The sequence below is a fragment of the bacterium genome, assembly GCA_012517375.1.
Taxonomy (GTDB): domain Bacteria; phylum Hydrothermota; class Tepidihabitantia; order B3-TA06; family B3-TA06; genus JAAYVC01.
Genome location: JAAYVC010000051.1, coordinates 1 through 26444, shown reverse-complemented (window position 1 = coordinate 26444; position 26444 = coordinate 1). Strand labels below are relative to the sequence as shown.

Sequence of the window (26444 nt, the reverse complement as noted above, 5' to 3'; positions counted from 1 at the left end):
TCCTTAAAAGGTTTGTCTAATTCTAGTCATTGCGGGCTATGTGTCAAGACGCAGGGAGGACGCGGCAGGTTGCCTGCTGTTCTTGACTTTCCTTAATAAAAACATAAAATCATGCAATATTATCCAAAGGAGGAACCATGAACAAACGGAAGTTCATAACATTATTCCTTTTATTGCTCTTTGCTGCGCCGGTAACGCTTTTTGCATACCGTGACCGAATGGTTCAAACTCAAAGAGAGGCAGAAAAGCAGGTTATAGCTACCCAATATCAGCTGCGATCTGTTATGGGGAACAGCGACTTTTTTTCTGAAGACGACTACTACAGAACTGCGGCAAGGGTTTATGCCGGGGCACTTAAGCGATACCCTGAATCCGTGGAGCTTGGTCAGAGGCTTCAGAATTTAACCTTCGATAGATGCGGGGATAATGCAGTTCCTGAAGCAGAAAGGACCGCTCTTAAGGATTCACTCATCAATTATTACAAAGATTTATACGAGAAAAATCCGAAATCTGCAGCCAATATCTACCTTTACGCTCGAACCCTGGACGATTATGAGAGGCGCCTTAAGCTAGGCGATGAAATACTCAAGCTGGACAAGAAGTCTTACTGGGGTCATGAACTCAAGGGTTGGTCGTTGAGCGCGCTCGAACGCTACGAGGAAGCGGAAAAGAGTCTTAGAAGAGCTACAGAAATTGATAGCACTATACCTGACGCCTACGCTGATTTAGTTACCCTGTACTACGAGACTGCTCGACCAAAAGAGCTTATCGGTGCGGCATTGCATGCTTATGAACTGGCGCCGCATCCCATGCTTGTCGTTAATGAATTCTGGGTCGCTCGCGACAAGGCGGAAGGATTGGGCGATTACGAGTCAGTGCTGGAGCTTGACAAGGCGCGCTTTCATAAACGCACAGAGGTCGAAAAGGATTTGCTGATGGATATTTCTTATTACGCTGAGACGCTTGCTAGTACATATCGGGCATTGGGTCTGCCGGATAGCGCCCTTCTTTTGCTTGATTACAGGCTGGCCTACGCCGCTTCTGTAAGTCCAAAATGGGAGTCAGGGGTCTTGTTCGATAAGGCATGCCTTGAGGCTTCATGCGGAAACACGGAGAAAGCAATAAAACTTCTCGAACAATCCATGGAGAAGGGATTCACTTCCTATGCTTACGCTTCAACAGATTCGAGCCTCCAGAGCCTCAGAGGCGATGCAAGATTCCTTGGGCTTGTCTCGCAGATGAAAGATGCCGCGAAGGTTGAAGCCGGTTCGAATCCCTTGAACGCCCCTGCGCCCGATTTCACTCTCGTTTCTTTCACCGGCGATACCGTTTCATTCTCCTCTCTGCGCGGAAAGCCGGTCATTCTTGACTTCTGGTTGAATTGCTGCGCCGGTGCAGGCGCGTATACCTTGAAGGTTCTGGAGGAGTTCCAGAAGTCGCATCCCGAAATCCCTGTTTATGGCGTTGGATGCGATATTACTGACCTGCCGGGCGTTGCTGGACAATTCAGCAAGTGGGGAGTTAAGCTTCCCAATCTTGTCTGCACGCCTGATGTAAAGGATGCATACGGCATAGTCGGCACCCCGTACATTCTTTTGATAGACTCGAAAGGGGTTATGAAGTATTACAACTTAGGGTACGGTCACGGCGAGGCGTCCGACCAGACGTTGCTCGACAAGCTTGAATGGTGGCTTGAGATTATTGAATAAACCCTTAGCTTACTCCGCGAGCAGTGTCAACACTCAGGCAAGTTGCCTTGACGATTGCTCAAAACATATCAATTACATCTTCATTCTTAAGAATTGGTTTTTAATAAATAGATGAATTTCAAGTTGTTTTTTGCGCTATACAGGAAACATATGCAAGTCTATTAATTAAACCGAGTCGCATAATCCATGAAACATGCCAGCGATCTTCTTTCCATCTAATTATTCTGCACTTATCCGTTCCGAGAAGCATTTTCTGGAGTTCCTTTTGAGTCAGAAATGATACGACTGGCATTCCAAGATTATGGTATTTTTTGAAAAAATCTATCCGTTTTGGAAATAAAGTGTCTGGAGATTATTTACCTGTGCTTTTAGATTTATTGCACTTGCCCCACAATCCTATTCCCATCCTGCACATGGCGATTGTTGCCCATATTGCTGAGAATATGAAAGCAAGGGTATCCGATATCGGTAATGCGAACCACAAGCCGTTCTGACCGAAGAGAGTTGTTAATATGTAAACTGCAGGTACAAGCAGAAGGAGTTGACGGGAAATGCCTATTATGGCCGAAGGTAAGCCTTTACCGGTACCCTGGAAGAAACTTGTAAAGGCTATTTGAGGGCCTACAAAAGGAAAACCGATAAAGGCGATTCGCATTGCGTGAGATGCAAGTTTCACGAAGCCAGCGACATCCTGCGTAGAACTATCCTTTTGAAACAGTACGAATAGCTTGACAAGCGCTTCGGGAAACGTTATAGCGATGACGGATATACCTGTTGTAATTGCCATTGATGCGAGAAAGGTCCTCCGTATAGTGCTTCGGACGCGCAAGTAATTCTTCGCTCCATAGTTGTAACCGATAAGGGGTAAAGCGCCTGTCGAGATGCCTATACAGGGCATGAATCCTAGTTGGAAAAAACTGAAAAGGATTCCGTAGGCGGCTATGACTTGATCGCCAAAAGGGGCCGCAATCGATATGACAAACGCCATTGCTACGCTTCCAACAAGCGACATGAGCGTGTGGGGTCCTCCTATCCTATAAATCTCAGTCCAGACTTTAAATCGAGGAATATAATGCCTTAACTTAACTCTGAAATCGGTTCTGTTTCCGAAAAGATAATAGAATAGAATCAAGGTAACTATTACCTGCGCAATAACGGTTGCTATAGCCGCACCTTTGACACCCATTTTGAGGGTGTATATAAAAATTGGATCGAGTATGATATTTATCGCAGCACCCGAGATCATTGCAACCATGGGAACTATTGGATGACCGCCCGCCCTCACGAGATTGTTCCCTGTCATGTTTGTGAAGTTGAATATCGAAAAACCGAGTATTATGGTAAGATAAGCTAAAGAATCGGACATGATTGCTTCTGAAGCCCCCATAAGCTTTAACAATGGTTTTCCAAGCAACAGACCAAAAATAGCAATCAACGCACCAAGAATGATTGAGATTCCAAGAGTTTGTCCAACGGTAGTGTTTGCTTCATCAATTCGACCCTCGCCAAGCCGTCTGGATACAAGAGAGGCTGCACCGATTCCTGTGCCTGAACCAATTGCAATAATTATCATCTGTAAGGGGAAGACAACGGTCAGCGAGGCGATTGCACTTGGTCCTAGCCCGCCAACGAATATTCTATCCACAATATTGTAAGTTGCATTAACAAGCATCGCTATAACGCCTGGAAGTGAAAACTGCCAGAGCAGTTTTCCAATAGGTTCGCTACCCATTAAGTCCGAGCGTCTTTTATTTATTGAGCCAGGTGTATTAGATGCAGTCGTTTCAGAAGTCATGGAATCTATTATAGTTGGGTTGATAGATGTGTCAACGAAGCTAAGTTCTTGCGCCAGGAGACCTATTAATACCGTATAGAGCGCTTATTATTTAGCCATTGTGTAATTCTTTTCAATATCTAGAAAGTAATCAGCTCTGTTTACTGATGAGTACTCTTCTTCCAAGAAAGGCGCCGAATCCAAATACTGTCACTGTCGCATATATGAAAATCCCTGCATAAGGAATTCGGCAGATAAGAAATACAACGAAAACCCCGGTAAACATGGAAAGCAAAAGATTAGGATCTTTTTTCTTATTCACTTTTTTAAAAAACCATTGTGCTAATCCTGTCCCGACATACAAGATCGATAATGTAAACCCAATAATATATGCCACTACTATAATACCGCCAGCAGTTGCTCCGATAATCGTAATTGCAAGAAGAATCGCGAAAAGTACTGCAACAGGGAATGCTAAAATCGCTACGCTACCGAGTATTGCCGATTTGACCGGTTTTTCAAAAAGATATTTTATAGTTTGATTCAGATGCCATGAGAAAAAAGAAGACATCACAAAACCTATTCCTAATAAAAAAATTAGTCCTACGAGCGTTAAAACGAGCCAATTGTTAAAGGGCTGGGATGCAGGATTTATTTTCTTGGTAAAGTTTTTTACCTCAGGATTGCTTGCTTGAAGTAGACCAGTGTGCTGAATCGAGTTATTGATTTCAGCGGTTGAATCAATTACCAAAAGGGGCGCCTTGATTATGACAGGTGCATTGATTCTTCCAGTAATAATGACATCAGCGGCAGTTATTAATACTGTATCATCAATGGAGCCGTTAAGGTATACTGTTGAAGCACAAATATTAGTTCTGCCTTTGATCTTTGCAGATGTTTCAACCAGAAATCCCATCACTAAAAGACTCCCTTCCGTTTTTGATGAGATTTGAGTATGTGCACCAAAAACAGATACATTTCCTTTTATCGGGGTTGCAATGTTTACAAATAAACCGGCGATTACTTGATTACGTAAACTTTTCTCTGTGAAAGGTAAATGAATTATACTGCTGTATTGGATTTTATAATGCACGTATTCGGTAATTATCAATGAAACGATTATCCCTGAGACTAGAGCTAATCCAAGAATAAAAACGAAAAAACCCAATTTTTTTTTCATCCTGCCTTCTTTAGTTCTTTATATATTATCGAAGACCCCAATAATGTCAAGTGCGAATGAAAGTTTTCTACTCAATCAGCTTTGAAGAAAATGGAATAAAACAAACTTCAAACTGTATTAAAAATTGAAAAAGGATCACTGAGGAGCAGAGTAAACTCTAACCTCAAGGAGGATAGAATGAAACCGGATGGATGGAAACAAAAGATGTTTCGTTTGATGCCGGTCTTTTTGACGCTCGCTTTGCCGATTTTGGCTCTTGCTGAAGAGTCAGATTACGGTTATGTTAGCGTGACCACCGATGCCCAGAACGCCACCCTTTATGTTGACGGTGCATATATCGGGAAGCTTCCAATGTTGGATAGCATTAAGCTGCCAGTAGGAAAACACTTGTTGAGTTTTTTGCCAGGTTCAAGGACTTCGAAGCTCTATCCAATAGGAGACGACGTCCCAACAACTATTACAACCACTAAGGAAACCGAAGTGGAATATCCTCCCTTTCATGTACATGTAACTTTTACGGGCGGAGCTTCTTCGACGGATAGTGAAGATAATAAAGATGAAGACAAAACCTACGAAGGCGAAGTTGCGCCTACAGACAATGGAGACGATAATAATAAAACCAATGATGGCGTAGTTTCACCTACAGATAGACCCGAGGATCAAGATAAAGACAAGGACAAAGACAAAGACGGAGACAAGGATAAAGATCGGGATCGGGACAAAGAAAAAGACAAGGATAAGGATCATAATCGTGGCCGGGACCATGACAGAGACCATGATAGGGATCACTACTATCCTGGCTACTGGGGTCCTGATAAGACCGTAACAACGATTACCTCGACCACGGGACCAAACGTTTCCTACAACGAACGCCGCGTAATTGAATCTGCAAGTTATTGGGTTTACGTACAATCCGAGGGCACAACACCCATTTTTATGGATTATAGTAAATACCAAGCGACTATCGATTTAATTAAGGAGGAGGGACGCAGGCGGAATGCGTGCTTCTGGGGCGGCATTGGCGCAGGAGCCGCACTTGTAACTGCTGTTATTGTTATAGCAATGTTTCAATAACCCGTAACACCCGTAACACCCGTAACGTTCCGCCCCGTAACACCTCCTTTCTGGCGGCGATGCGACTTGGGTGACGGCCAATTTCTTAAATCCAGCCGCCCGCATTATCCTTTTGGCATAGTGCGGGCGGCAACAATACGTAACCGCTCCATTTTGACAATGCCAAAATGATCGCAGGTCGCTTCGCTCCTTTCTTGATGACGCAGGAGTTCCCCTTATTAAGGGGGAACAAAAGGGGGGGAGGGGATTGACAGAAAACAATCGAAGCGTATATTGTAAATCCTTATGTGGTCATCTACTCACAAGAACCCGACTCCTTATCCAAGTCTCAACGAAATCTTGGAAGAGCTAGTTACAAGCATCAAGGATATCTTAAAGGATAACTTTGTCGGCGCGTACCTGCAAGGCTCGTTCGCCGTGGGCGGTTTCGACGAAGACAGCGACTGCGACTTCATTATCGTCATCAATAAAGAACTCACGGACTCGCAGGTCTCAGCCCTCCAGACCATGCACGGCCGGATATTCGATATCGATCCCGGTTGGCCCCAGCACCTGGAGGGCTCATACTTCCCGCGCGCGTCACTCAAGGATTTCCGCGAGGCAGGCAAGGAGCTCTGGTATCTCGATAACGGAAGCCGCGCGCTCATAAAGGCCGACCACTGCAATACCGCCCTTGTCCGCTGGATAGTGCGCGAAAAGGGCGTCATTCTTGAAGGTCCTCCTCCCGACACGCTTGTGGACCCCATTCCGGTCGACGTTCTGCGCCGCTATATCTATGAGGCCATACACTTCTGGGGCAGGGAGGTTCTTGAAAACTCCGAGAAGTACGCCAACAGGTTCTATCAGTCCTACATTACCCTTAACTGGTGCCGCATGCTCTTTGATCTTAAGAACGGCTTTCCCGGCTCCAAACGCGACGGCGCCGAGTGGGCGAAAGCCAACCTCGACCCCCGCTGGCGCGGCCTCATTGACCGCACCTGGGCCAACCGCCCCAGGCCCGAGATAGGTGTCCGCGAACCCGCCGACCCCGAGGAGTACAAGCTAACGCTCGAGTTCGTCCGCTACGTGATGGATGAGAGCTATAAATACTACACCCCATCCTCGTAACCCCTGACACACCTCCACATCTCCAAAGGGGGAAGATCGTAGGGGTCGACCTTCAGGTCGGCCCGGATAACTAGTCGGGCCGGTCTAAAGACCGGCCCCTACATTTGAATCGACCTTTTACTTACCCCTCCTTAGACGGGAGGGGGTAGGGGGAGGGTGAAACAAGAAATCACCCCCACCTTTATCCTCCCCCGTCGAGGGGGAGGTAACATTATAGATTCCTTATTATCTATCTGAGCCTCTGCAACTTACCTGAATAATCGATGTAAACGTGTCTTCGAATCTCGACTTCGACGAGCTAATCTCACTCGGAGTGAGATTTTTGACTATAAATTCAAATGAGCTTTATGAAAACCGTTATTTATTATCTATCTGAGCACGCTTCTATGCTCCTTTTTGCCTTCGGTAAAAAGATCGCATGTACCCTCTCAACAAAAAAATCCCCCTCCTTGGTGGAGGGGGATAAAGGGGGAGGGGAATTCTATTTGTTGTCTATCTGCGCACGTTTCAATGCTCCTTTTTACCGTCGGTAAAAAGATCGCAGGTAGCCTTTGGCTGCTTACTTATTATCTATCTGAGCACGCTGGAGCTTGCCCGAATAATCAATGTAAACTGTTTTCTGCTCCGTAAAGATTTCGTACGCGGTCCAGCCGCCTTCTCTGTGTCCGTTGCCGGTCTCCTTGACTCCGCCGAAGGGCAGGTGGCACTCCGCGCCGATAGTCGGCCCGTTTACGTAGGTTATGCCGGCCTCGATGCGCTCGATCGCGCGCATTGCGCTGTTCACGTCCTGCGTGTAAATCGATGAGGAAAGCCCGTAAACGGTGCCGTTCAGAACACTTATGGCCTCGTCAAGATCCTCGACCGTGATGACCGAGAGCACGGGTCCGAAAATCTCCTCCTGCGCGATCCGCATGGTGGGCGTAACCTTATCAAAAATCGTGGGTTCAAAGAACCAGCCCTTTGCCAGGTCGCCTTTCGTGAGGGCATGCCCGCCGCAAACGAGCTTGGCCTTGTCCTGGTCAACGCCGATGCGCACATAGTGCTCAACCACCTTGCGCTGAGCCTCCGATACAAGTGGCCCCATTTGAACGCTTTCGATAAGGCCGTTGCCGACCTTCAACTTCTTCGCGCGGTCGACGAGTAGCTTCAAAAATTTTGCGTGCACTTTTTTGTGAACGATGATCCTCGATGTCGCGGTACAGCGCTGACCGGTTGTGCCGAATGCGCCCCAGAGCGCGCCATCTACCGCAAGTTCGAGATTTGCGTCGTCCATCACTATCTGGGCATTCTTGCCGCCAAGCTCGAGCGAGCAGCGTTTTAAGGTCCTTCCGCACGCCTCTGCGATGTGTTTGCCTACATCCGACGAACCTGTGAAGCTTATGCCTTTTATGTCGGGGTGGTTGATGAGCCGTTCACCCACTTGTCTACCTGACCCAGTTACGTAATTTACAACGCCTTTGGGCACGCCTGCCTTATCCAGAATCTCGATAAGCTTTGCGCAAGTCGCGGGCGTGTCTGTTGCCGGTTTGATAACTATCGTATTTCCTGTAGTTATAGCGGGGAAGATCTTCCATGTGGGAATAGCCATTGGAAAGTTCCACGGAGTGATCAGTCCCCATACGCCCATAGGTCGCCTGATTACGTAAGCTGCTTTGTTGGGCAACTCCGACGGAACGGTCTGCCCGTGCATTCTGCGGCCCTCGCCGGCTGCAAAGTCAGCTGTATCAATGCCTTCCTGAGTATCGCCCCGAGTCTCCGCAAGAACCTTGCCCATCTCGCGCGTCATAAGTTGCGCAATTTCTTCCTTTTGCTCGCGCATGATGTGTGCAACCCGGTACATTATCTCCGCTCGGGCGGGAGCGGGTGTGTCGCGCCAGGCAGGGTAGGCGACCTTGGCAGCTGCCACGGCGGCGTCAACATCTTGCTCTGTCGAGAGCTGGAAATTGCCTATTAAGTCGTTTGTATCTGCGGGGTTACGATTCTCGAACGTCTGTCCGGACTTCGATTCCACCCACCTCCCACCTATAAAATTCTTGTAAAGGTCTGCCATTAGTTCCTCCAGGGCAAAGATATTTGACTTTGTAAATTGTACTCCGGATATGGCAAATAGTCAAGTCCGGATTAATTCTATGAAGTCCCATATTATGGACAAAAGTATGACAAAAGTAGGACAAAAGTAGGACAAATAGCGACCAGAGGTCGCATGGGCCGAACGCGCGCTCGAAGCACAGACGTTCGGCAAGATCGATTTCGAGGAAACAGGGGGTCCCCGCAAGAAGCGTGTTCCGTTGGCGCGATCTTGTGGGGTAAAAAAGGTGACAGGGTCCTCGCGGGACGCGCAGCGGATGCGTGGGGTGTAAGAGGGGCAAGGAAAAGGGATAAAAGCTCCATTGAATAAGAGGTTAATCGACTACCGTATTTTCACTATATAATTCTGATAGTTTGTCTTGCCGCAGTCTAAATTTAGTACCATGATTATGACCTGTTCGTGCATCAAAATCCACCAGAACAAATCCCTTTTCTAAAGCTGCTAAGAATTTATCCAAGCTGAACTTGCTTAACACCATGATGTTTTTGTACCAAAAATACTCGCAACCCTCAACGATTTTTCTTTCTGCCCTAACGTAGAAACAATTCTTAAGTTTCGTTCCTGCCTTATGGAAAAGATCGCTGAAACCCCAGTAGGGTTGAGGGTTTAACTCTTCAAGTCCAATTCTTCTCTTTACAGATTTCAACCAATCAGCATGTTTTTGGCTTACGGCGTTTGCATCAAATGAAATTTTGACCTTTTGTTCATTGCTATCGATGATAACGGTAAACCCGCGGTCAGATCGTGATGCACCACTGATTGTTTGTCGAAAGCTCATTTCGTTTGAGGGGTATTTGGTTCCGGCTTCCTGATGCTTCCAACCGTAAAGCGGAAGCAAAACGGATGGAACAAACTTACAAGCGCGAGGGGAGGGTTCTACGTGCATTAGCGTAGGGGCTAACCTTCAGGTCAGCCCGGAGAGAAACGGGCCGACTTACGCAAAGCGGCGTTTAGACGCCAAAGTCGGCCCCTACCCCTGAGATTCGATAAGTTTTAAAGAGCGGTTTAACTGTAACAGGAGAACGGCGCGGATGCCTCTCGGTGTTAGGTAGAAGTAATTGTTGACTTTAGAAAGGAATTGAAGCTCGCAGGCATAATTGGAGAATATATACGTGGCAGTATCTCTGGCTTTTGCCTTTTTCCATGTGCTTGCTTTTCCGACCAGTTCAACAAAATAATCGCGTAACCTTTCAAATGGAACCGGATAAATGCTCTTGGATAACACAAAAGCCGACTCGATGATACTGAAGATGGTGAACGTCACCGTGGAAAAGAAAGGGTTTTCCATGATGAAATCGGCTAACAAATCTATCTGCTCTTGATTAAATTCGTCCTCACCCTCAGAATTACTTTTCGACAAAAGGGCGTTTCCCAAATCGGTTAAGAAATACTTATGTTTAAATTTTGATACCAACTGCAAACGCATCGCAACTGATAGCCTGTTTCTAATGGTATTCGAAGATTTGTTTAGCGACTGACATATTTGTTCAATGGAGTTGCCATTAGATAACAATGCCAAAGTTGGCTTTAGCAAGCGAAGCCACGTAACCCCGTAATCGGCTGATTCTATCCTCAGGAAGTAAGTCATCTGCTTGAAATTCTCAAAGAATTTCGCAAGTATATCTTGCGGCTTGTAAACTATTAGTTCGATTTGTTCTCTTCGGCAAAGGTCTATGTCGGCTGGACGGGCATTCGTTACCAGCAGGATTTTTCTGATGTCTGCGTTGATTATTCTATTTTGGCTTTGCAACTCCATTAGGTCTGTGCAGTAATCATTAATCTGTTTCAAGATTCCTCGATAGAATGCAACGACCTTCAACTCAATAAGTAGAAGTTCCGTTTTATGCAAGTACAATAAATCGAGCTTTCCGGATTTCAACTGCTTTTGTCTTATAATCAGGCTTAAGTCGGATGCGGAAAGTGAAAGTATCTCGGCCAAAATAGCCTTATCTGCTGCAAGGATGTCTTCGATAGTTTTTTCTGATATGGAGGTGCTCATTTCTCTTTACCCAAAGAATAGAGGGGTGCATCATCAGAAGTCATCTGGTCGCATTCGTCACACACGTAATCACCTTCTGGGAACAAGAGGCCGTTTGCAATTCTTGTCACAGCGTCGTTAAGGTCAGGTACTCGATTCACAAACCGACCTGAACCCCATGCGACGCTTCGTCCACAGTGGTTACAAATCTCTATCGGTTCATTTTCGGTAGTATAGGGTGGTATTCGCAAATCAAAACCGACAGCATTGCGGTTGCAATCTTGCGCGGCTACTAAGGTTGTGCCGCTGCCTACAAATGGATCTAAGACTAGTTCCCCTTGGTGAGTAAATAATTCGATAACTTTCCTTGCTAAAGAAATAGGAAAAGTTGCAGGGTGAATTTTCTTGTCACGGACATCCCTTGATTCATATGTAAATTGCCACACCCCAAGCTGGCTTTTTAGCCACTCTTTTGGGGTCATACAATTTATGTGAGTAGGGCCGCATTCGCAAGTTCTTTTATAACCTATCTTTATTTTTTTGGTTGCAGTAGAAGAGAGGCTTGATGAAGCTAATACATGAGTAGCATTTGTGCCTAGAGTCTTATCTTCATTGGTGTTCATGTCATAAGTATAAATGGTTATTCTTAAGTGTCAAGAAATCTCGTTAGTTCCGATCTTCTGAGTAACACTGAAAGATTTGAATCGAAGTTAAGCAGCCAGCATTTCGTCGCCAACGCCGGTGAATTAATCTCCGATTCGCGGAGCTTTTAGGAGTTTCCTCAAGATACTCCACGCAACAATTGAGCAGTCTCAGGTTTCGTTAGGCTGAAAGAATACTTGTTTGCGGTCGTCGATGAGATTGGCGACAACTGGTCCTTTGATTAAGTTCCGCCAGAATATCTTTGGTCCGTCCTGCCGGAAACCGCCCCACAGGAGTCTTGATATTCCCTTGTGGATGAATTCTATAGGGCTGTTAAGCTTTGCTATTACTATATTCAAAAGGTATCGCATTTCGGCAGGGGAAATGTGGGGGTGATGCCACACCAGGTGCTTGAGCTTGTAATGGCTGTAGGTGTAATCAAAGATGCCGTGACCGGAACTCAGTTTGTCCCACAAAGGCGTTTGCGGGAAAGGGGTAATGACCGAAACTGCGTGTGCGTCAAAGCCAGCTTGTTTTAAGAGGTATGCGTCTTTTAGCGTCTCCTCGGCGTTCATATTTTCGTGACCGATCATCGAATAGCTAATCCGGTACATGCCCCTCTTTTCTTTAGAGCGACGGCAGAACTCGTAAATCTCCTCAATGCTCTGACGTTTGTTTATATCGTTTAGGGACGTCTGCGTAAGAGTCTCGACACCTACGGAGGGGATGCGGAGTCCGCGATTGTGCCATTCGTCAAGATTGTGCACGAAAAGAGAAGCCCGCGACTGAGCCCACCAGCGGAACCTGTATTTGGCAAAAAGCCTGGTAAGCTCGTCCGTAAACTTCGGGTAGATGCCGAAGATTTCATCCATCGGGAAAAGGTAGGTGACGCCCTGTTTCTTGTAGTAGCGCAGAACACGTTCGATACTTTCGAGGTTGATGGTAAAGCGGTTGCGTTCGAACGCGGGCGTCTGGCAGAACGCGCACTTGTAAGGGCAGCCGTGAGCGGTGTATAAGAGGCCGAACGTAAGGGTGCGGAACCCGGGAATAAGCGAAAAGTGAACCATCATAACCGGGTGCTGGATATCTTCAGGCTTCACGCGATAGCCGAAAACCTGCGCCACGGCGTCCTCGGCCGGGCCGATGAAAACCCTGTCAACGAGGGAGGGGACTCCGTAGTCGAGCGCGCCGTAGTTGCCCGCCCACAACTCCTTTATACCCTGTTTTCGGGCCTCGTCGGCCATTTTGCCTATCTCCGCTATCTCGTTCTGGTAAAAGCTGAATCCTACTACGTCCCAACCTTCGCGGAGCTTTTCTACGTATTGGTTCCAGCGCGGGTATTCGAGTATCTCTACCTGCGGTACGTTTTGCTTAATGAAACGCAAACCTGGGCTCACTCTGCGCGGTGCGTTGGCAATGCGAGAGTAGTCGTTGGCAAATCGACGGTAAACGGTACACAAAAGCACCTTTGGGTTAGTCGTTAAACTTTTCGTAAAAACCACCTTGTTCCTCGAGTTTTCTTAACTTTAGATATGATTGACAATTTTATGCCGGTATGATTAACCGTTTCTAATCTTCGCGGTTCTGGCTTCGAGCCAGTCCCGAACGTCGTGCAGGTTGCGGTCAGATGACATTTGAACTTCGTTTTCGAATGCCTTGAATATGATGAGAAGTTCGTTGTACAAGCGGGTTGCCTCGGCTCCCTCAAGCCATCCCTTAGGAATTGAGATTTTGTGTTTTCCGTTAACCAGAACGACTTGATTTGCGGCTTGAGAATCTCCCGGGGTTTCGGTGAATCCCAGAAGTTTAAGTGAAGTGATAATATTATCACCAGTTACAGTTGTTTGAACCATCTAGGCTTCCTTGAATGAATTCGGGGTCATCAGCCAATATCTGACCTTATGAAGATTGACGTCCTTTGATGCATTGATTCTTTTTTTGAAATAAGTGAATATGGCTGGGAGCTCCGAACGCATTCGGATTTCACGCTCACGATTTAGAACTCCGCGGGAAACCCTGATATAGTGAATTCCCTTGCGCAAGCTTACCAAATTCTCATTTATTCGAGTTATGCTAAAGCCTAGTTTTTTAAGCGCGCTGATAATATGTTCACAAGTCATTATAGTACGTGACATTAGCTTCTCCCTTATTAATAATTATTCAGGCAAAAATAAGAAAATCTAACTTTAATTAGAAGGCATTTACTAATTGAAAATGGGCTCTCAGGATAAGAGTATACTTATGGTTGCCTTTGTATTATTATAGCACTTTCCTATAATTTGTCAAGCCTTGGGTTGGATGGATGTCCATGATCAAGACATCGTCATCAGGGATGGGTAGGATTGAGTTCATCGAGAAGTAGGACAGGGAAGAGCAAGAAGTTGTCATAGAGCTGATTGCAGCAGAGGGAATGGGGTTCGCCTTTATCGTTCCATCTGGTTATGAACCGGGATCTGGTACGTATCGACCGCTTGCGAACCGCCGGACGGAAGTTTCTAGCTCCCTGGATACCAGCAGAGGCTTGCGCATCTGATAACATAATATGCTCATCCTTACTGTTTGCAGGAGGTTCATGCTCCCTAGCGTTTTATAAGCAAGTTGGATAAGCGGCTCTCTCCTTCTTTAGCTCTTTTTTTCTAAGTCTGCTGGAGATCCCCGCTTTCTTTAATACCCTCTTTAACCACTGGCAACTATTCCCTGGCGCACGAACTTGAAATGCTTGACATGGTCGATTCAAAGGCTATGCTTAGCTGAATAAACAAGGAGGAAGCATGACGCTGTGGTTCGTTACCGCAATAATCGTTGCTGCAGTTCTGGTCGCTCTGGGCGTTATCATAGCCGTGCTCAAGAGGCAGTGGGTGTACATACTCTACATGGCAGTACCCGTGGTTCTTGCAGTTGGGCTCATAATAATCGGCGAGTTGACAGACAGGCAGTCGTACCCGGCATCCATCCCGTTCATGGCCGGCATGTGGGTGATCTTGATCGCACTCTTCGCAAGCAACAAGAAGCGCGAATGAACGCCTCTATCAGACCTCTCATCCATGGGCTTTGCTTGATAGCACTGGCGCTCCCGGGCTGTGCAGTGTACCACATGCAGGCGCCGCGAACGACTCCCGAGGGCGAATGGGATTTCGGCGGGTCAATCGGCGGCGTAGGTTTATTCAGCACCGACAGCACGGGCAAGCTCGAGTTCGGTGCCATACCTTTAGCCGGGTTCGGCGCGCGTTACGGAATCGGGAAACGGTTCGACGTGGGCATCTCGTCCTGGGGCGTGGGAGCCAAGCTCGACTGCAAGTATGGCATCATCCCCGATTATCTTGCCGTTGGCGCGGGTGCAGGAATCGGCACGCTTTTCAGCATCGCAGAGTTTCCGTTCTTCTACGTAGGGGAGGGGTCGTTGTACCTGGGTTATCCTTTCAAGAAGGTCTATCCCTATCTTTCAGGTCGAGTCTGGCTCCTTGGTCTTGGCACCTACGCGGTCAATCCCATGCTTGCAGCAATGGCAGGGCTTAAGATTCCTTTGTTCCGGCGTACGAGCATTTTTCTTGAGACAGGCGTGCTCAATGCGTATTATCATGATTCAGGCCCCTGGCAAAACGACTTGATGCTTAATGCAAACATCGGTTTCTTCTTCAACAAATAGACGGTACAAGCGGCTGAAAGCCTATTATCATTGAAAACAATCTGTAAGGCGGGGGACATAATACGGAAGCCAGCTACATGCGTTCCGCCAACGTCAGAGGTGGGGTGGGCTATCCGGTGATTAGGCTGAAGGTAGCCGTGTGATAAGCCCAGAATAAAGAAAGAAGCCCTAATAGCAGCATGAGGGCTGCGAAGATTAACATCACAAAAGAGCCTTTAGTTTTGCGCTTGTAGATGAAGACCATGAACAGAAGCGCGCTAGAGGCGAGGCTTATTAGGCCATACAAAAGAAACATCAGCGGATTTTAAGGGAGGAGAGAGGGATTGTCAAACAAGGACTAGTCTTTGACAAGGATCGAAAAAAGGATGAGAAAGACTCCTATTACGCTGAAGCATATGAGTATTGCCCATTCGACCGCTTTCATGCGCAGACTCTTATAGAGGTTGCTTTCAGGGGGAGGGTCGGAGTTGCCAATCCTTTGCGTTTCACTTCTCAGAGCCAGAAACAGCATCACGCCCGAAACAACGCATACGCAGCCGAGCGCTAAAAGAAAGATATGACTTGTATCCATTGAAACTACTCTAAAAAGAGTTTAAATAAACATGAACACATGTCAAGTCTTGCAAACCAGACTCGTTTACAAAAGGGCTGAGTATTAGAGAGCTTTGTTAAGTTAAAGCTTAAAGCTCCCTTAGCTCCACATCGCCGTTCACGGTTGAGAGGTCAATGGTTCCTGAACCGTCGCCTATCGTTCTTACTATGTCGCCGTCTATCTCTTTTGTCTCTACATCGAATCCGGATATAGCGGTCGTTCCGTGTACGGTCGATAAGGACACCCTGGCGCCGACAGTGGAAGGGACCTCTATATCGATGTTGTTGTTGACCGAGGATATCTTGCATGCCCCGTTGTGGTCAGCCATAACTACTTTGCCTGATACGTAGCCGTTCGTGGCGTTGCCGGTGATGTTGCCCTTATGATCGATTTTTACGTAGCCGTTTGTTGCTTCGAATCTGGCGTTTCCTGAGGTATTCTTTATGTCGAGATAACCGTTGATGCTTGAGATGTCGAAGCCTTTCTTGAGTCCGTCGACCGTTATCCAGCCGTTATCGGTAGAGAGTTTGAGATAAATGTCTTCGGGAACTGAGATTTCGACGTTGCAGCCTGTGATTGATTCGTTTTCATCCTGGTCAACCTTGATCTTGAGAATGCCTGCCTCCTTGTCCTTCTGGACTTCGACGTTCAGGTCATCAATGCCGCCGAGCTCGGACGCAAGCTTTGTTAAGGCTCCTAAGGCATTATCCATTTCCTCAGGGAGCACGCCGGTGCCGATGCTGTATTTTATCGTGATATCTTCGTCATCGGTAACTGTCGCCGATATGGAGCCATTGAAAGTCTCGAGCTCCACGCGCTTAAAGTCGTCCGATGAATAGGTTGACGTTTTGAGATCCGCGGCAAAAAGTAGGAAAGGCACAAGGATAGCGGTCATTGCCAATGCTTTGGTTTTGAACATTGACTCCTCCTAGGTTAGAATTTCACTTCGAATTCCGGAGAACGCTCCGATATTCTCGAAGTATGCTTAGAAGACGCTTGAATGTCAATAAGGTTGCAGTCAAACGAAGTATGGTTTCAGTTATCCTCTTAAGTCAGCTTTACGAATACAGACGGATGCAGCTCTTAACTAATCCTCTTGAAAAGCATATATTGAAGAGTAAAATTGATGAGATGATATCTAGATGTTCTATTTTCTCACTGCTGCTTTTTTGGGTTGCCTGCGCGCCGAGCGTGCAAGCGATTAATGAAACCAGCGTTCGCCTTGCATCTCTTGAGACAACTTATGTGCTGACTCAAGAAATGCTTGACTCCTTGATAGGGGATTACAATCACCACCTTGAAAAAAATCACAGTATGCAGGACTCGCTGCTGGAGCGTTATCGAGCGGGCTGCCAGGCCGATTTGCTCTATCCGGGCAACGCCGGTGAACTATCTTCGAAAAAGCGCATCCGGCTTCTCTTTTTGAAAACGGACGCTCTATACGACTGTGCGTGGGCGTTCAAGAAGGTCTATTTCGAACACCTGAATCAATATCACGAGATAAAGCATATCGAATGGGCTAAATTCTACTCAAGGATAGCTACGTCGCAAGGCATAGAAAAAAAGATTCCGCTCCTTGAGAGAAACCTGGAAGGGATTTACAGATTCGTAGCTTCCCTGGAAGAAGAGTACAGGGTTCACCTGAAGCGCTATCACTGAAGCATCAGCTTTGCAAGCCTGTTTTTTCTTTAATCCGCCGATTCACGCTTAATCAAGAAGATTGTTCTGAATATTCAATATACTAGATTTGTATTCTAATCAACCCCATCCTCATTCCATCTTAGGCCGACCACCCCAAGAGGGTCAGCCTTATTTTGCGCGCTATCGAAAACAACCTGGACAGCAAAAAAGTCAACTTTTTAGGGCATTACAACGTCATATAATATCAATATTAACAAAGGGAATCTGTTGGTTGCCCTTTTTAACATCCAATCCAAGGAGGCTATAGTGAGACTTAAGTTCTTTATTATTTCGTTACTTGTATCAACGATGCTCCTCGGAGCCGTTCCTAGTGCTCTTCTTAAAACGATGAGAAAGGAGCTGGACAGGTCGATGAGCGATCTCAGTCTAGAGGGGGAAAAGAAGCCATATTTTATAAGCTACTTGCTTGTAGACAGATGCAAATATTCAGCTAGCGCCAAGTTTGGCGCACTCATGGATTCTTCTGATACCCATTCGAGGTTCCTCAACGTCCAGGTTCGAGTAGGGGATTACAGGTTCGATAATATGCCTTCCGCCGATCAGATTTACGATTACGCTCCTGAAGACAATAAAGCAAATGAAGAGTATAAAAAGGTTCCAATTCCGCTTGCGGAAGATTCCGCGCTTCTTTCCCGCGCTCTATGGCTGATGACCGATATCCGATACAAGCAGGCGCTTAGGCAGTACGCAAAAAAAGAAGGTCGGCGCGCGACAGAGGTCGAGGAAGAGTGTTCGGATGATTTCGATCGCCAGAATCCTGTATCCTACATAGGCGAAGAGGTTCGCTTAACGGTCGACCGGTCGAAGTGGGAGCAAAAAATCAGGCAGTATTCCTCTATTTTCGCCGATTATCCCGAGATTCAAGAATCTAAAGTTTCCTTCTCGGTAGAAGCCAGGAATAACTATTTTTGTTCAACTGAAGGCTCGGAGATACAAGAAGGAAAACTCTATTGCTGGTTGAGAATCATCGCCTCAACCCAAGCCGATGACGGTATGTGGGTACAGAGTTACCGCAATTATTTCGGCTGGTCTGTCGAGGGGCTGCCTTCAGATGACAGCGTACGCAAAGAGATTGCAATGCTCGTAAACGAGGTGCTTGCCCTTAAAAACGCGCCCGTGATGGAGGCTTACGTGGGGCCTGCGCTTATTGAAAGCAGGGCGGCAGGCGTTTTTATCCACGAGACATACGGGCACAGGCTTGAATCGCATAGGATAGAATCAAGGGAATCGGGCGAGACCTTCAAGGACAAGGTAGGCAGCAGAATCCTTCCAGCTTTCCTTTCCCTTTACGACGATCCCACTATAAAGGACTATAAAGGTAAGCCCTTGAACGGCTTTTATCTATACGACGACGAAGGCGTCGCTTCAAGACGCGTTACCCTTATCTCAAACGGCGTTCTTGAGAACTTTCTGTGCTCTCGCAAGCCCATTAAAGCATTTCCATACTCAAACGGTCACGGCCGAGCGCAGATGGAATACATAGGATGGGGCGGCATCCCTGTTCCAAGACAAGGCAATCTCATTCTTGAGAATTCACGGCCTGTGCCGTTTGAACAGCTGAAAAAACAGCTTCTTGCCGAATGCCGCAAGCAGCGCAAACCGTACGGCTTGATCTTTGTACGTTCAGAGGGCGGAGCGACCAATACAAGCCGCGGTTTTATGGAACTTTTTCAATCCAACCCGCTTCTGGTTTACAGGGTGGATGTCAAGACCGGCAAGGAGGAACTCGTTCGCGGAATCAAGTTCGGCGGAACTCCGCTTGCTGCGTTGAACAAGATAATGGCTGCAGGCGATGATCCCGAGGTCTTCAACGGCTTCTGCGGGGCGGAGTCGGGCTCTGTTCCCGTAGGACTGGTGTCGCCAAGCATTCTCCTCTCGGAGATTGAAATAGCCAAGGATGCGGCAAGCAACCGCAAACCGCCAATACTGCCTTCGCCTCTATATCCTTCCTTGCCGCAGGATGATGGAAAAGATAGAAGCGAACCTGATTTATAAAGGAGGAATAGATGAAAAAGACAAGAATAGTTCTAGTTTTTCTTGCATCCGCCTCGCTGGTTCTGGCCGCTTCGCCTTCTCCGATTATTAATGCCATGCAGTCTGAGCTGAACCGCTCCATGAAAAACCTCGAAATAGCGGGCAGCCAGAGGCCTTATTTTATAAGCTACCGAATTTGCGACATATCTAAAGTAATCGTTCAGGCTAGTCTTGGATCACTTGTCAAGTCCGATGAGTCCCATATGCGAAACCTGGATGTGGAACTCAGGGTTGGCGACTATAAACTTGACAATTCAAACGCAGGAAATGATTCCTGGATGAGCACTGAGGATTATTGGAAGTACAGACAGATTCCTGTTGATAATGATACGGCGGTCATCAAGCACCGGTTGTGGCTTGCCACGGATTATTATTACAAGGAAGCGCTCGAAGATTATTCAAAGAAAGCGAGAATGATTTCCCTTGATCCCGACGAAGACAAGCCCAGTGATTTCAGCAGGGAAGATGCGGCAAATTATATCGGAGACGAAGTCAATCTCGCAGCGGATAAAGCCCTATGGCAGGAGAGAATAAGAAACCTTTCAGCCATCTTTAAGCGGTATCCGGATATATTGATTTCCAGCGTCGCGCTGGAAGCAAACGGATTGAACACCTACTTCGTTTCAAGCGAGGGGTCGGCAATCCAGGACGGCCAATTGGGATTCGCCGTTATTATCTCGGCCTTCACGCGTTCCGAGGACGGGATGCCGACAAGCGCCGAGCAAAGACTTGTCTTGGCTGACGGCGGTCTTGATTCGGGGTTCCTGGACGAGACAGTAACCAGAATGGCCAAGACCCTTACCGATTTCAGGAATAAACCTACGTGTGAAGCTTACGCCGGGCCGGTACTCATCAAAGCTTCGGCTTCTTCCGTTTATCTCGAATCAGAGCTTGCGCCTCTTTTTATGACGCAAAGAAAACTGAATAACTCTTCTGAGGGAATTGAAAAGAAAGTCGGCGAACGTGTATTGCTGCCTTCCTTAAACATCTATGATGACCCGACTATAAGTGAATACGAAGGACAGGCTCTTGCCGGTTACTACCGCTACGATGATCAGGGTGTTCCGGCTCAGAGAGTGAACCTCGTTTCGCAAGGCGTGCTGAAGAACATGCTCATGTCGCGTTCGCCAAGTAAGGAATTTCCGAACTCAAACGGACACTACCGTTCAGGCAAAGTATCAGCAGGAAACCTTATTCTCGAATCGTCTGCTCCTTTGAGCGAGCGAGCGCTTGAGAACTCGCTCATTGCCGAGTGCCGCAGACTTGGAAAACCATACGGTCTTGTCATCTCATCGGCACGGCTGGATGAAGGAGAGGATGCGCAAACCAACATGGTTATCGTCGACGGCATGGTTCTTACAACAGCAGAAGGAGCAAGGCCTACGAGCAAATTCAGGCCCCTGGAAGCGTACAAGCTCTATACTGACGGCCGCAAGGAACCGGTGCGAGGTATAGAGGTGCTTTCGGCCTCTCCTCTTTCTACCCTTAACAGGGTGATAGCCCTTGGCGCTGATTCCCGAGTCTGGACTGCGAAGAACGGCTTGAGTTCTTTTGTTGCGCCGAGCATCCTTCTTTCAGAGATGGAGATACGAAAGAGCAACAAAGGCTATCAGAAACTTCCGGTTATCGCAGCTCCAGAAGAGATGTAGAGGTTTTGTTAGGCCGATCACTCCAAGAAGGCAGGCTTTATGGTACTGCTAACGGCCTGTCTATGTGTTGAGAGCCATTAGCGGATAGAAAGATACATGAATGAGTTCGAGCCCGCGGCGTTTCGAATGACCTCTGCACATGCAAACAAATTAAGCCTCTGGTTCGTCTGAATAATTGGAGCGGCTAAAATGGATAGGATGGGATATCAAACTTTGGAGGTGAAAAATGAAGACAAAGATACCTCCCTCAAGCGACATAGTGGCTGCACTTGTAAGCATAGGATTCATCGCAGGCGAAGAAACTCCCATAACAACGGTATTGAGCGACGGTACGTACACGGTCAATGTGCCGAAAATCCAGACAACAACCAAGGATGCATCAGAACTCAAAGACAAGCTCGATGAGATTTTCTCCTACTACGCATTGGAAGTGTCTGAACTTACAGAAGATATGGATTCGGAGCGCTTTGATGAAACCCTTAAACGAGTTGCCTTCTGGGCATCAGAAATAAACGGAGGACACTAGACGTTTTTCTCGAAGGCTTCTTTTGTATAAGGCGGAGGTCGAAAGGTCTCCGCCTTATGCGTATCGAATATTCAGTGAAAAGTAAATGTAATCTTAAAATGGAGACAGTATAGATGAATATTCCTTTAATAGCCGGGATAGCTACAGGTGTGCTTATAGTAATTGTTTTGATAATAGTCATCATCCGGAACAGAAGAGAGTCCGCTCCAGGAGCAAATATCCAATATAAAATGCCTTATGAACCGCGAAAACCGGATAGCCCTGCTGATTCACATGATTCCCGGCAAGGGTTTGAAGACGCAGGAGCAGTAAGGAAGAGAAGCAGCATACCTCTAATTATCGCCGTTTCAATACTCGCGACGGGCGGGATTATAATGTTCTATTCCATGCAAACGAAGGGTACCGCTCTTCCTAAGTTATTTTCACGTGAATATTTACCCATCATACTAGGGACCGTGATACCTTTTATTGCGGCATTGATTGCCATTCTTTCAAAAAAGAAGAGATCTTGATACATACCAAAGATGCGGAATCCTGCATGCATTGCGAATTTTATTGCATCTTTGCGTGCTTCATCGATATCGGTTCGTCACGTAAGTTGCTGTATAGTATCCACTAATACTCACTTTGGAGATGGCATGCGGGTTGCTTCTTTCTTAATCATGAGGTCGTCATAGCTGTAACTTCTTGGTGCGGGCTTGCGTCTTTATTCGTAGAATCGGAACAGCTTGAGGAGGACGTGCATGAACCCCGTGAGAGGTTGATGTCACAACACAGGAATAACTAAGGCTTCTGCCTTAAAGGACTTATCAATGAACGCTCTTGACACGAGGGTCGAGGGCGATAAGGGACAAACCATACCGTCCACCGGAGACGTGATTGCGGCTTTAAGGGAATTCGGTTTCAGGATTCATAGAGAGACAGAAGAAAGGATAGAGTTAACGGACGGTGATATTCTTGTCACTATTCTTTCCGACTGGTCTCTTAATGGAGGAAAGGAAAATCTGAGGCGTCAGCTTGAGCCTATTTTTGAGATTCAGGACAGAACGCTTCTTGAGATTCTTGCGTTGAGCAATCAGTCTGTCCAACGTGTCTTGATCTGGATGGACATTCTAAACAGTGAGAACACAGACCTTCTTGCTCGAGATTCGATAAGCTGGGAGGAGATGAAGGGAGGAGGAAAGATAAAGTACTCCATTCACTCAAAAAGAATAGAAGAGATTTTGAAAAGAAAGCGCGAACAAAGCGAATGAGTCTCGACCTAGCTGTGAAATCGCCATAATGCAGTTAAGCTATTGCATATCCTGCCTCGGTGAGTATACTGTATCAATAAACTCCTTTACAAGGGTCTTAGACCCAGGAGGCTATTGTGAAGAAACCCGATCTTAATGTATGGAAGATTGAGATCGAAGTGATTGACTGGCCTGAACCTAAGCTCAGGATTACGTTCTGGGTCATATAGCTCGTGAACTAAAGGTGTAGAAGTCTGAACTATTAGATAGCGTTGGGAAGAAGGCGATACCGATCCATTATAAAGTCTCCAGATAACCTGCAGGATATCTGGTGTAACTTTTTTCAGTTTTTAGCGTCTAACAATATATTAGAGGAGGATGTCCCATAAGCCATCATCGCGGAACTCTGAAGGATCGTTGAAAGGAGTTTTCAAGTGCGAAGTAAACGAATAAGGATGAGAAACAGATGGGGATGGGATAGAACAGGTGATTATCTTAAGGGTTTGCTTAGAGCCCTTTTAATCGGAAATTAGCATAATCTCCTCCGTGATCGCCCCTCCGCTTGTCCTGCAGGCGAAGGGGCAATTTCTTCTGACCTTGACAATTAGTTGATAATCGCTATTCTCTTCAAAATCTAACCCAGGAGTAGAGATGTTGAAAAAAACAGTCGGGATTCTGACATTATTCCTGCTTGTCTTTACCGGATGTTCAATGTATCACCTTCAAACCCCGCAGGTCGTCCCGCAGGGCAAGGTTGCAGGAGGCATAGGTCTTGCAGGAATAACTATAAGTGATTTTCCCTTTGCCATCCCTGGATTTTGGGTTCGTGCAGGTGTAGTACCGAATCTGGACATAGGCGTACATTCCTGGGGACTTGGCCTCAAGGTCGATACAAAATACAGTTTTTCGGATTGGTTTGCCCTTGGTGCTGGAGCATCCCTTGCCTCCTTTGGTGTGCTTATATACGGAGGAGAGGCTTCGCTTTATGCTGGTATCCCGGGTAAGGTTCTCTATCCTTACGGTGTTGCTCGTCTTTCGCTTACAGGCGCTTCGGAGACTATTACCGGCGACTATAACTGGGCAGGGATTTCGATGTTCTCAAGCGTTTTGGGACTCAGGCTGCGTCTTGGCGAGATGTTTTCACTTTACGGCGAAGGAGGCATCGGTGTGCCCCTTGCAATCGGTTCCTCGGCTGGCTCTACAACCCTTGATGATCCCGGCTTCATATTCGGGCTTGGGGTCTCAGTAGGGAACTAACTAGACCCTAACAAACACAGGATGTTTTTTAGGGAACCCCTTTCGCAGAAGCAAAAAAGCTGAGACAGGCTTATATGTAAAGTCTACACCGTAGATCATTTGTCAAAAGAAACAATTTTAATTGACACCATTTCTCTTTTAAGTATGATTCGAATTTAAAACCGAAACCATTGCGGAGGAATGCATGAATCGTAATGCAAGGTTTTTGGTGTTCTCTGGAGCCGCTTTCCTCATATCGGTTGCTTTAGCGTGCATACCCAAGGAAAGGGATAAAGCCCTTGAGGTCGTCTGGGATGTCGCTTGCGACAATATCGGTTATCCGCAGGCGCTTGCGGCCGATGACGGCAATGTGTACGTCCTGGGCACGAAGATGATTCGAGCCTACGATAGCGACGGCAATCCATTGTGGAGTAAGCCTCTCAACGACTCGATTTCGGGCCGTGGACTTGCGCTGGATAAAGATTATCTTTACGTGGTCGGCAACAAAGAAAATCCCGACAGCATCTGGATGGCAAGGCTCGACGTCTCCTCAGGCGATTCCTTGTGGGTGGCGAGTTTCGGCGATCCCTCGGGCTGGATTGAGGCAAATGATATTTGCGTACGCGGCCTTTACGTCTACGCCGCGGGCAAAGTAGGGGGGACGATAGCCACCGATTTCCTCATCCTCGAAAGAGACAAAACCCTTGGTGTCTGCAGCTATCAGTGGAGGATAAACGAGAGTGATGACGGTTCAGAGGAGCTGCTTGTTTCTATAACATCCGATAATACAAGCATATACGCTACAGGTCATGTGTTGTTTTACTACGGATGGACTTTGAAGATTCCCATCGAGCCTCACGAACCCGGCTGGCCGGTCCAGTGGGGGGTGAAGTATGACAGCCCTTATATAGATAACATGAGCGATATCGCGGCTGATGAATCAGGCAACTCCTATGTGGTAGGTGAGACGAATACAGCCAGTTCTCGCGAAGCCGTCATCGTGAAATACAACTCTGCCGGAATGCAACAGTGGTATAAATCGCTCGAGTACGATTCCGCAAGCGCTAGTTTTTTTGCGGTCAAGCTCGACGATTCGGGGTACGTGTACGCTGCAGGTTTAGGCTACGACAAAGAAGACAGCGTGACTAACATGCTTGTATGCAAGTTCAACACATCCGGAGAGATGCTCTGGCAATACCGTTACGAGAAGAGTTATGAAAGCTATGCGGTCGATCTCGCGATAGTGGGCGAGGATGTCTACGTTCTCATGGGCACCGGATCGGGCTCAAGCGTCGTGAAATTCAAGAACTTCTATACCCAGGACTCTGATTAGTATTCGAGACCTGTTAGAATCGGAAATTTATTAATCTGAAACCGAAGGAGAAACCGTGAAACTCTTCAAGTGTCTTTCAATTTTACTCGGGGTGATAGCTGTGGGTGCAGGTCTTTCAGCCCAGCCCATTAAGGAGGTCTGGGACATCCAGTGCGACAATGTAGGAATGGTATGGGATTACGACATGACCGCTGACGGCTCGAACGTGTACATAGCCGATTTCCTTCCAACCAACGGTACGCTCGTCAAGGCCTACAACAAGGAGACGGGCGCGCTCCTGTGGACAAAGCAGTGGACGAATATCGCCAATCACGGCGGCATTTACGCGGACGCAGGCTCGGTCTATGTCGTGTCCTCGAAGGAGACTCCTTATTCCCTTTACATGGCGAGACTGGACTGCTCGAACCAGACCATTCTCTGGGAAAACGATTATAATACGAGTTCTGATCCTATATACGGAACCGACGCAGTCGTGAGAGGCGCTTATGCTTATGCCGTTGGCGCCATATCGGGCGCGGGCGGCATGGACTTCTTCATCCTCGAGCGCAACAAGGAGACGGGCGCCAAAACTTGGGACTGGCAGTTCAATGAAGACCATAACGAGATCGGCGAGGCTATCGGTGCCGATTCCAGGGGCATCTACGCCACCGGCTACCAGAAATCACTCAATACGCCGTGGACTATCAATATCCCTATCGCTGATCCCAACATAGGCTGGGTACCTGACTGGAAGGAAACCTACACAACAGGTCAGCCCTACACCTACGTTGAAAACATCGCGGTCGATACCGCAGGCGACATCTTTGTAGTAGGCGGAACGTACGACAACGCCAACACCCAGGCCATAATCATAAAATACGACAATGCCGGAAACGTGAAGTGGTTCAAGACCTTCCAGTCGGGCGGCTCAGGCATCTTTAAATGCGCGGCTGCGGACGACCA

Annotated in this window: 24 protein-coding genes and 1 pseudogene; 14 read left to right on the top strand and 11 right to left on the bottom strand. The window is 47.1% G+C overall.

What is annotated here, in order from left to right; translation table 11 throughout:
* The first annotated feature begins 137 nt into the window (after nt 1–137).
* Nucleotides 138–1709 (top strand): redoxin domain-containing protein, encoded by a 1572-nt coding sequence (locus tag GX441_06215; protein ID NLI98237.1) that lies wholly within the window; start codon nt 138–140, stop codon nt 1707–1709.
* Between the two features lie 352 nt (nt 1710–2061).
* Here the strand turns inward: GX441_06215 and GX441_06210 are convergent, their stop codons facing one another.
* Both GX441_06210 and GX441_06205 read right to left on the bottom strand, forming a co-directional pair.
* Nucleotides 2062–3504: an MATE family efflux transporter gene (locus GX441_06210; GenBank protein ID NLI98236.1), complete on the bottom strand. Its 1443-nt coding sequence runs from the start codon at nt 3502–3504 to the stop codon at nt 2062–2064.
* A 130-nt stretch (nt 3505–3634) separates the two neighbouring features.
* A complete protein-coding gene (locus GX441_06205) occupies nt 3635–4663 on the bottom strand; it encodes a hypothetical protein (protein NLI98235.1) in 1029 nt (342 codons plus the stop codon).
* A 177-nt stretch (nt 4664–4840) separates the two neighbouring features.
* Between GX441_06205 and GX441_06200 the strand changes: the two genes are divergently transcribed.
* Together GX441_06200 and GX441_06195 are read left to right on the top strand one after the other, a co-directional pair.
* On the top strand, nt 4841–5737 hold the full coding sequence (locus GX441_06200) for a hypothetical protein (GenBank protein NLI98234.1): 897 nt from the start codon (nt 4841–4843) through the stop codon (nt 5735–5737).
* A gap of 285 nt (nt 5738–6022) precedes the next feature.
* Complete coding sequence (locus tag GX441_06195) at nt 6023–6844, top strand: DUF4111 domain-containing protein (protein NLI98233.1); 822 nt, start codon at nt 6023–6025, stop codon at nt 6842–6844.
* A 559-nt stretch (nt 6845–7403) separates the two neighbouring features.
* On the opposite strand, the gene GX441_06190 is transcribed toward GX441_06195, so the two are convergent.
* The 6 genes and pseudogenes from GX441_06190 to GX441_06165 form a co-directional block, all read right to left on the bottom strand.
* On the bottom strand, nt 7404–8894 hold the full coding sequence (locus GX441_06190) for an aldehyde dehydrogenase family protein (protein ID NLI98232.1): 1491 nt from the start codon (nt 8892–8894) through the stop codon (nt 7404–7406).
* Between the two features lie 352 nt (nt 8895–9246).
* Nucleotides 9247–9819 carry an MvaI/BcnI restriction endonuclease family protein gene (locus GX441_06185; protein NLI98231.1) on the bottom strand — a complete coding sequence of 191 codons (573 nt, stop codon included), beginning with the start codon at nt 9817–9819 and terminating at the stop codon, nt 9247–9249.
* An 84-nt stretch (nt 9820–9903) separates the two neighbouring features.
* Complete coding sequence (locus tag GX441_06180) at nt 9904–10932, bottom strand: hypothetical protein (protein ID NLI98230.1); 1029 nt, start codon at nt 10930–10932, stop codon at nt 9904–9906.
* A 224-nt stretch (nt 10933–11156) separates the two neighbouring features.
* A pseudogene (locus tag GX441_06175) lies at nt 11157–11534 on the bottom strand (site-specific DNA-methyltransferase).
* 189 nt (nt 11535–11723) lie between these two features.
* The gene (locus GX441_06170) at nt 11724–12938 is read right to left on the bottom strand and encodes a radical SAM protein (protein ID NLI98229.1); all 1215 of its coding nucleotides are present in this window, start codon (nt 12936–12938) and stop codon (nt 11724–11726) included.
* A gap of 174 nt (nt 12939–13112) precedes the next feature.
* Nucleotides 13113–13406 (bottom strand): hypothetical protein, encoded by a 294-nt coding sequence (locus tag GX441_06165; protein NLI98228.1) that lies wholly within the window; start codon nt 13404–13406, stop codon nt 13113–13115.
* A gap of 918 nt (nt 13407–14324) precedes the next feature.
* On the opposite strand from GX441_06165, the gene GX441_06160 reads away from it, so the two are divergent.
* Both GX441_06160 and GX441_06155 read left to right on the top strand, forming a co-directional pair.
* Nucleotides 14325–14573: a hypothetical protein gene (locus GX441_06160; GenBank protein ID NLI98227.1), complete on the top strand. Its 249-nt coding sequence runs from the start codon at nt 14325–14327 to the stop codon at nt 14571–14573.
* A complete protein-coding gene (locus GX441_06155) occupies nt 14570–15199 on the top strand; it encodes a hypothetical protein (GenBank protein ID NLI98226.1) in 630 nt (209 codons plus the stop codon). Before GX441_06160 ends, GX441_06155 begins: the two co-directional genes overlap by 4 nt.
* 109 nt (nt 15200–15308) lie before the next feature.
* Here GX441_06155 and GX441_06150 read toward each other — a convergent pair whose 3' ends face one another.
* From GX441_06150 to GX441_06140, 3 genes are all read right to left on the bottom strand, one after another.
* Nucleotides 15309–15494, bottom strand: a complete 186-nt coding sequence (locus GX441_06150) for a hypothetical protein (protein ID NLI98225.1) — start codon at nt 15492–15494, stop codon at nt 15309–15311.
* 42 nt (nt 15495–15536) lie between these two features.
* A complete protein-coding gene (locus tag GX441_06145; protein ID NLI98224.1) occupies nt 15537–15770 on the bottom strand; it encodes a hypothetical protein in 234 nt (77 codons plus the stop codon).
* A 109-nt stretch (nt 15771–15879) separates the two neighbouring features.
* A complete protein-coding gene (locus GX441_06140) occupies nt 15880–16710 on the bottom strand; it encodes a hypothetical protein (protein NLI98223.1) in 831 nt (276 codons plus the stop codon).
* A gap of 110 nt (nt 16711–16820) precedes the next feature.
* Here GX441_06140 and GX441_06135 point away from each other — a divergent pair, with 110 nt between their 5' ends.
* From GX441_06135 to GX441_06095, 9 genes are all read left to right on the top strand, one after another.
* Nucleotides 16821–17450, top strand: coding sequence for a hypothetical protein (locus GX441_06135; protein ID NLI98222.1), 630 nt, complete (start codon nt 16821–16823; stop codon nt 17448–17450).
* A gap of 288 nt (nt 17451–17738) precedes the next feature.
* Nucleotides 17739–19487: a TldD/PmbA family protein gene (locus GX441_06130; GenBank protein NLI98221.1), complete on the top strand. Its 1749-nt coding sequence runs from the start codon at nt 17739–17741 to the stop codon at nt 19485–19487.
* 11 nt (nt 19488–19498) lie between these two features.
* Complete coding sequence (locus GX441_06125) at nt 19499–21175, top strand: hypothetical protein (GenBank protein NLI98220.1); 1677 nt, start codon at nt 19499–19501, stop codon at nt 21173–21175.
* 226 nt (nt 21176–21401) lie between these two features.
* A complete protein-coding gene (locus GX441_06120; protein NLI98219.1) occupies nt 21402–21701 on the top strand; it encodes a hypothetical protein in 300 nt (99 codons plus the stop codon).
* Between the two features lie 113 nt (nt 21702–21814).
* Complete coding sequence (locus GX441_06115; protein ID NLI98218.1) at nt 21815–22213, top strand: hypothetical protein; 399 nt, start codon at nt 21815–21817, stop codon at nt 22211–22213.
* 300 nt (nt 22214–22513) lie between these two features.
* Nucleotides 22514–22954, top strand: coding sequence for a hypothetical protein (locus tag GX441_06110; GenBank protein ID NLI98217.1), 441 nt, complete (start codon nt 22514–22516; stop codon nt 22952–22954).
* 630 nt (nt 22955–23584) lie between these two features.
* Nucleotides 23585–24190, top strand: coding sequence for a hypothetical protein (locus tag GX441_06105; GenBank protein ID NLI98216.1), 606 nt, complete (start codon nt 23585–23587; stop codon nt 24188–24190).
* Between the two features lie 184 nt (nt 24191–24374).
* A complete protein-coding gene (locus tag GX441_06100; GenBank protein ID NLI98215.1) occupies nt 24375–25502 on the top strand; it encodes a PQQ-like beta-propeller repeat protein in 1128 nt (375 codons plus the stop codon).
* A gap of 55 nt (nt 25503–25557) precedes the next feature.
* Nucleotides 25558–26444 (top strand): hypothetical protein (locus GX441_06095; protein NLI98214.1); only part of this gene is annotated, 887 nt, incomplete at its 3' end.

Excerpts from the sequence above, each read along its gene's own strand:
- GX441_06215 (NLI98237.1), top strand. The coding sequence starts at position 138 with ATGAACAAACGGAAGTTCATAACATTATTCCTTTTATTGCTCTTTGCT.
- GX441_06210 (NLI98236.1), bottom strand. The coding sequence starts at position 3,504 with ATGACTTCTGAAACGACTGCATCTAATACACCTGGCTCAATAAATAAA.
- GX441_06205 (NLI98235.1), bottom strand. The coding sequence starts at position 4,663 with ATGAAAAAAAAATTGGGTTTTTTCGTTTTTATTCTTGGATTAGCTCTA.
- GX441_06200 (NLI98234.1), top strand. The coding sequence starts at position 4,841 with ATGAAACCGGATGGATGGAAACAAAAGATGTTTCGTTTGATGCCGGTC.
- GX441_06195 (NLI98233.1), top strand. The coding sequence starts at position 6,023 with ATGTGGTCATCTACTCACAAGAACCCGACTCCTTATCCAAGTCTCAAC.
- GX441_06190 (NLI98232.1), bottom strand. The coding sequence starts at position 8,894 with ATGGCAGACCTTTACAAGAATTTTATAGGTGGGAGGTGGGTGGAATCG.
- GX441_06185 (NLI98231.1), bottom strand. The coding sequence starts at position 9,819 with ATGCACGTAGAACCCTCCCCTCGCGCTTGTAAGTTTGTTCCATCCGTT.
- GX441_06180 (NLI98230.1), bottom strand. The coding sequence starts at position 10,932 with ATGAGCACCTCCATATCAGAAAAAACTATCGAAGACATCCTTGCAGCA.
- GX441_06165 (NLI98228.1), bottom strand. The coding sequence starts at position 13,406 with ATGGTTCAAACAACTGTAACTGGTGATAATATTATCACTTCACTTAAA.
- GX441_06160 (NLI98227.1), top strand. The coding sequence starts at position 14,325 with ATGACGCTGTGGTTCGTTACCGCAATAATCGTTGCTGCAGTTCTGGTC.
- GX441_06155 (NLI98226.1), top strand. The coding sequence starts at position 14,570 with ATGAACGCCTCTATCAGACCTCTCATCCATGGGCTTTGCTTGATAGCA.
- GX441_06150 (NLI98225.1), bottom strand. The coding sequence starts at position 15,494 with ATGTTTCTTTTGTATGGCCTAATAAGCCTCGCCTCTAGCGCGCTTCTG.
- GX441_06145 (NLI98224.1), bottom strand. The coding sequence starts at position 15,770 with ATGGATACAAGTCATATCTTTCTTTTAGCGCTCGGCTGCGTATGCGTT.
- GX441_06140 (NLI98223.1), bottom strand. The coding sequence starts at position 16,710 with ATGTTCAAAACCAAAGCATTGGCAATGACCGCTATCCTTGTGCCTTTC.
- GX441_06135 (NLI98222.1), top strand. The coding sequence starts at position 16,821 with ATGGTTTCAGTTATCCTCTTAAGTCAGCTTTACGAATACAGACGGATG.
- GX441_06125 (NLI98220.1), top strand. The coding sequence starts at position 19,499 with ATGAAAAAGACAAGAATAGTTCTAGTTTTTCTTGCATCCGCCTCGCTG.
- GX441_06120 (NLI98219.1), top strand. The coding sequence starts at position 21,402 with ATGAAGACAAAGATACCTCCCTCAAGCGACATAGTGGCTGCACTTGTA.
- GX441_06115 (NLI98218.1), top strand. The coding sequence starts at position 21,815 with ATGAATATTCCTTTAATAGCCGGGATAGCTACAGGTGTGCTTATAGTA.
- GX441_06110 (NLI98217.1), top strand. The coding sequence starts at position 22,514 with ATGAACGCTCTTGACACGAGGGTCGAGGGCGATAAGGGACAAACCATA.
- GX441_06105 (NLI98216.1), top strand. The coding sequence starts at position 23,585 with ATGTTGAAAAAAACAGTCGGGATTCTGACATTATTCCTGCTTGTCTTT.
- GX441_06100 (NLI98215.1), top strand. The coding sequence starts at position 24,375 with ATGAATCGTAATGCAAGGTTTTTGGTGTTCTCTGGAGCCGCTTTCCTC.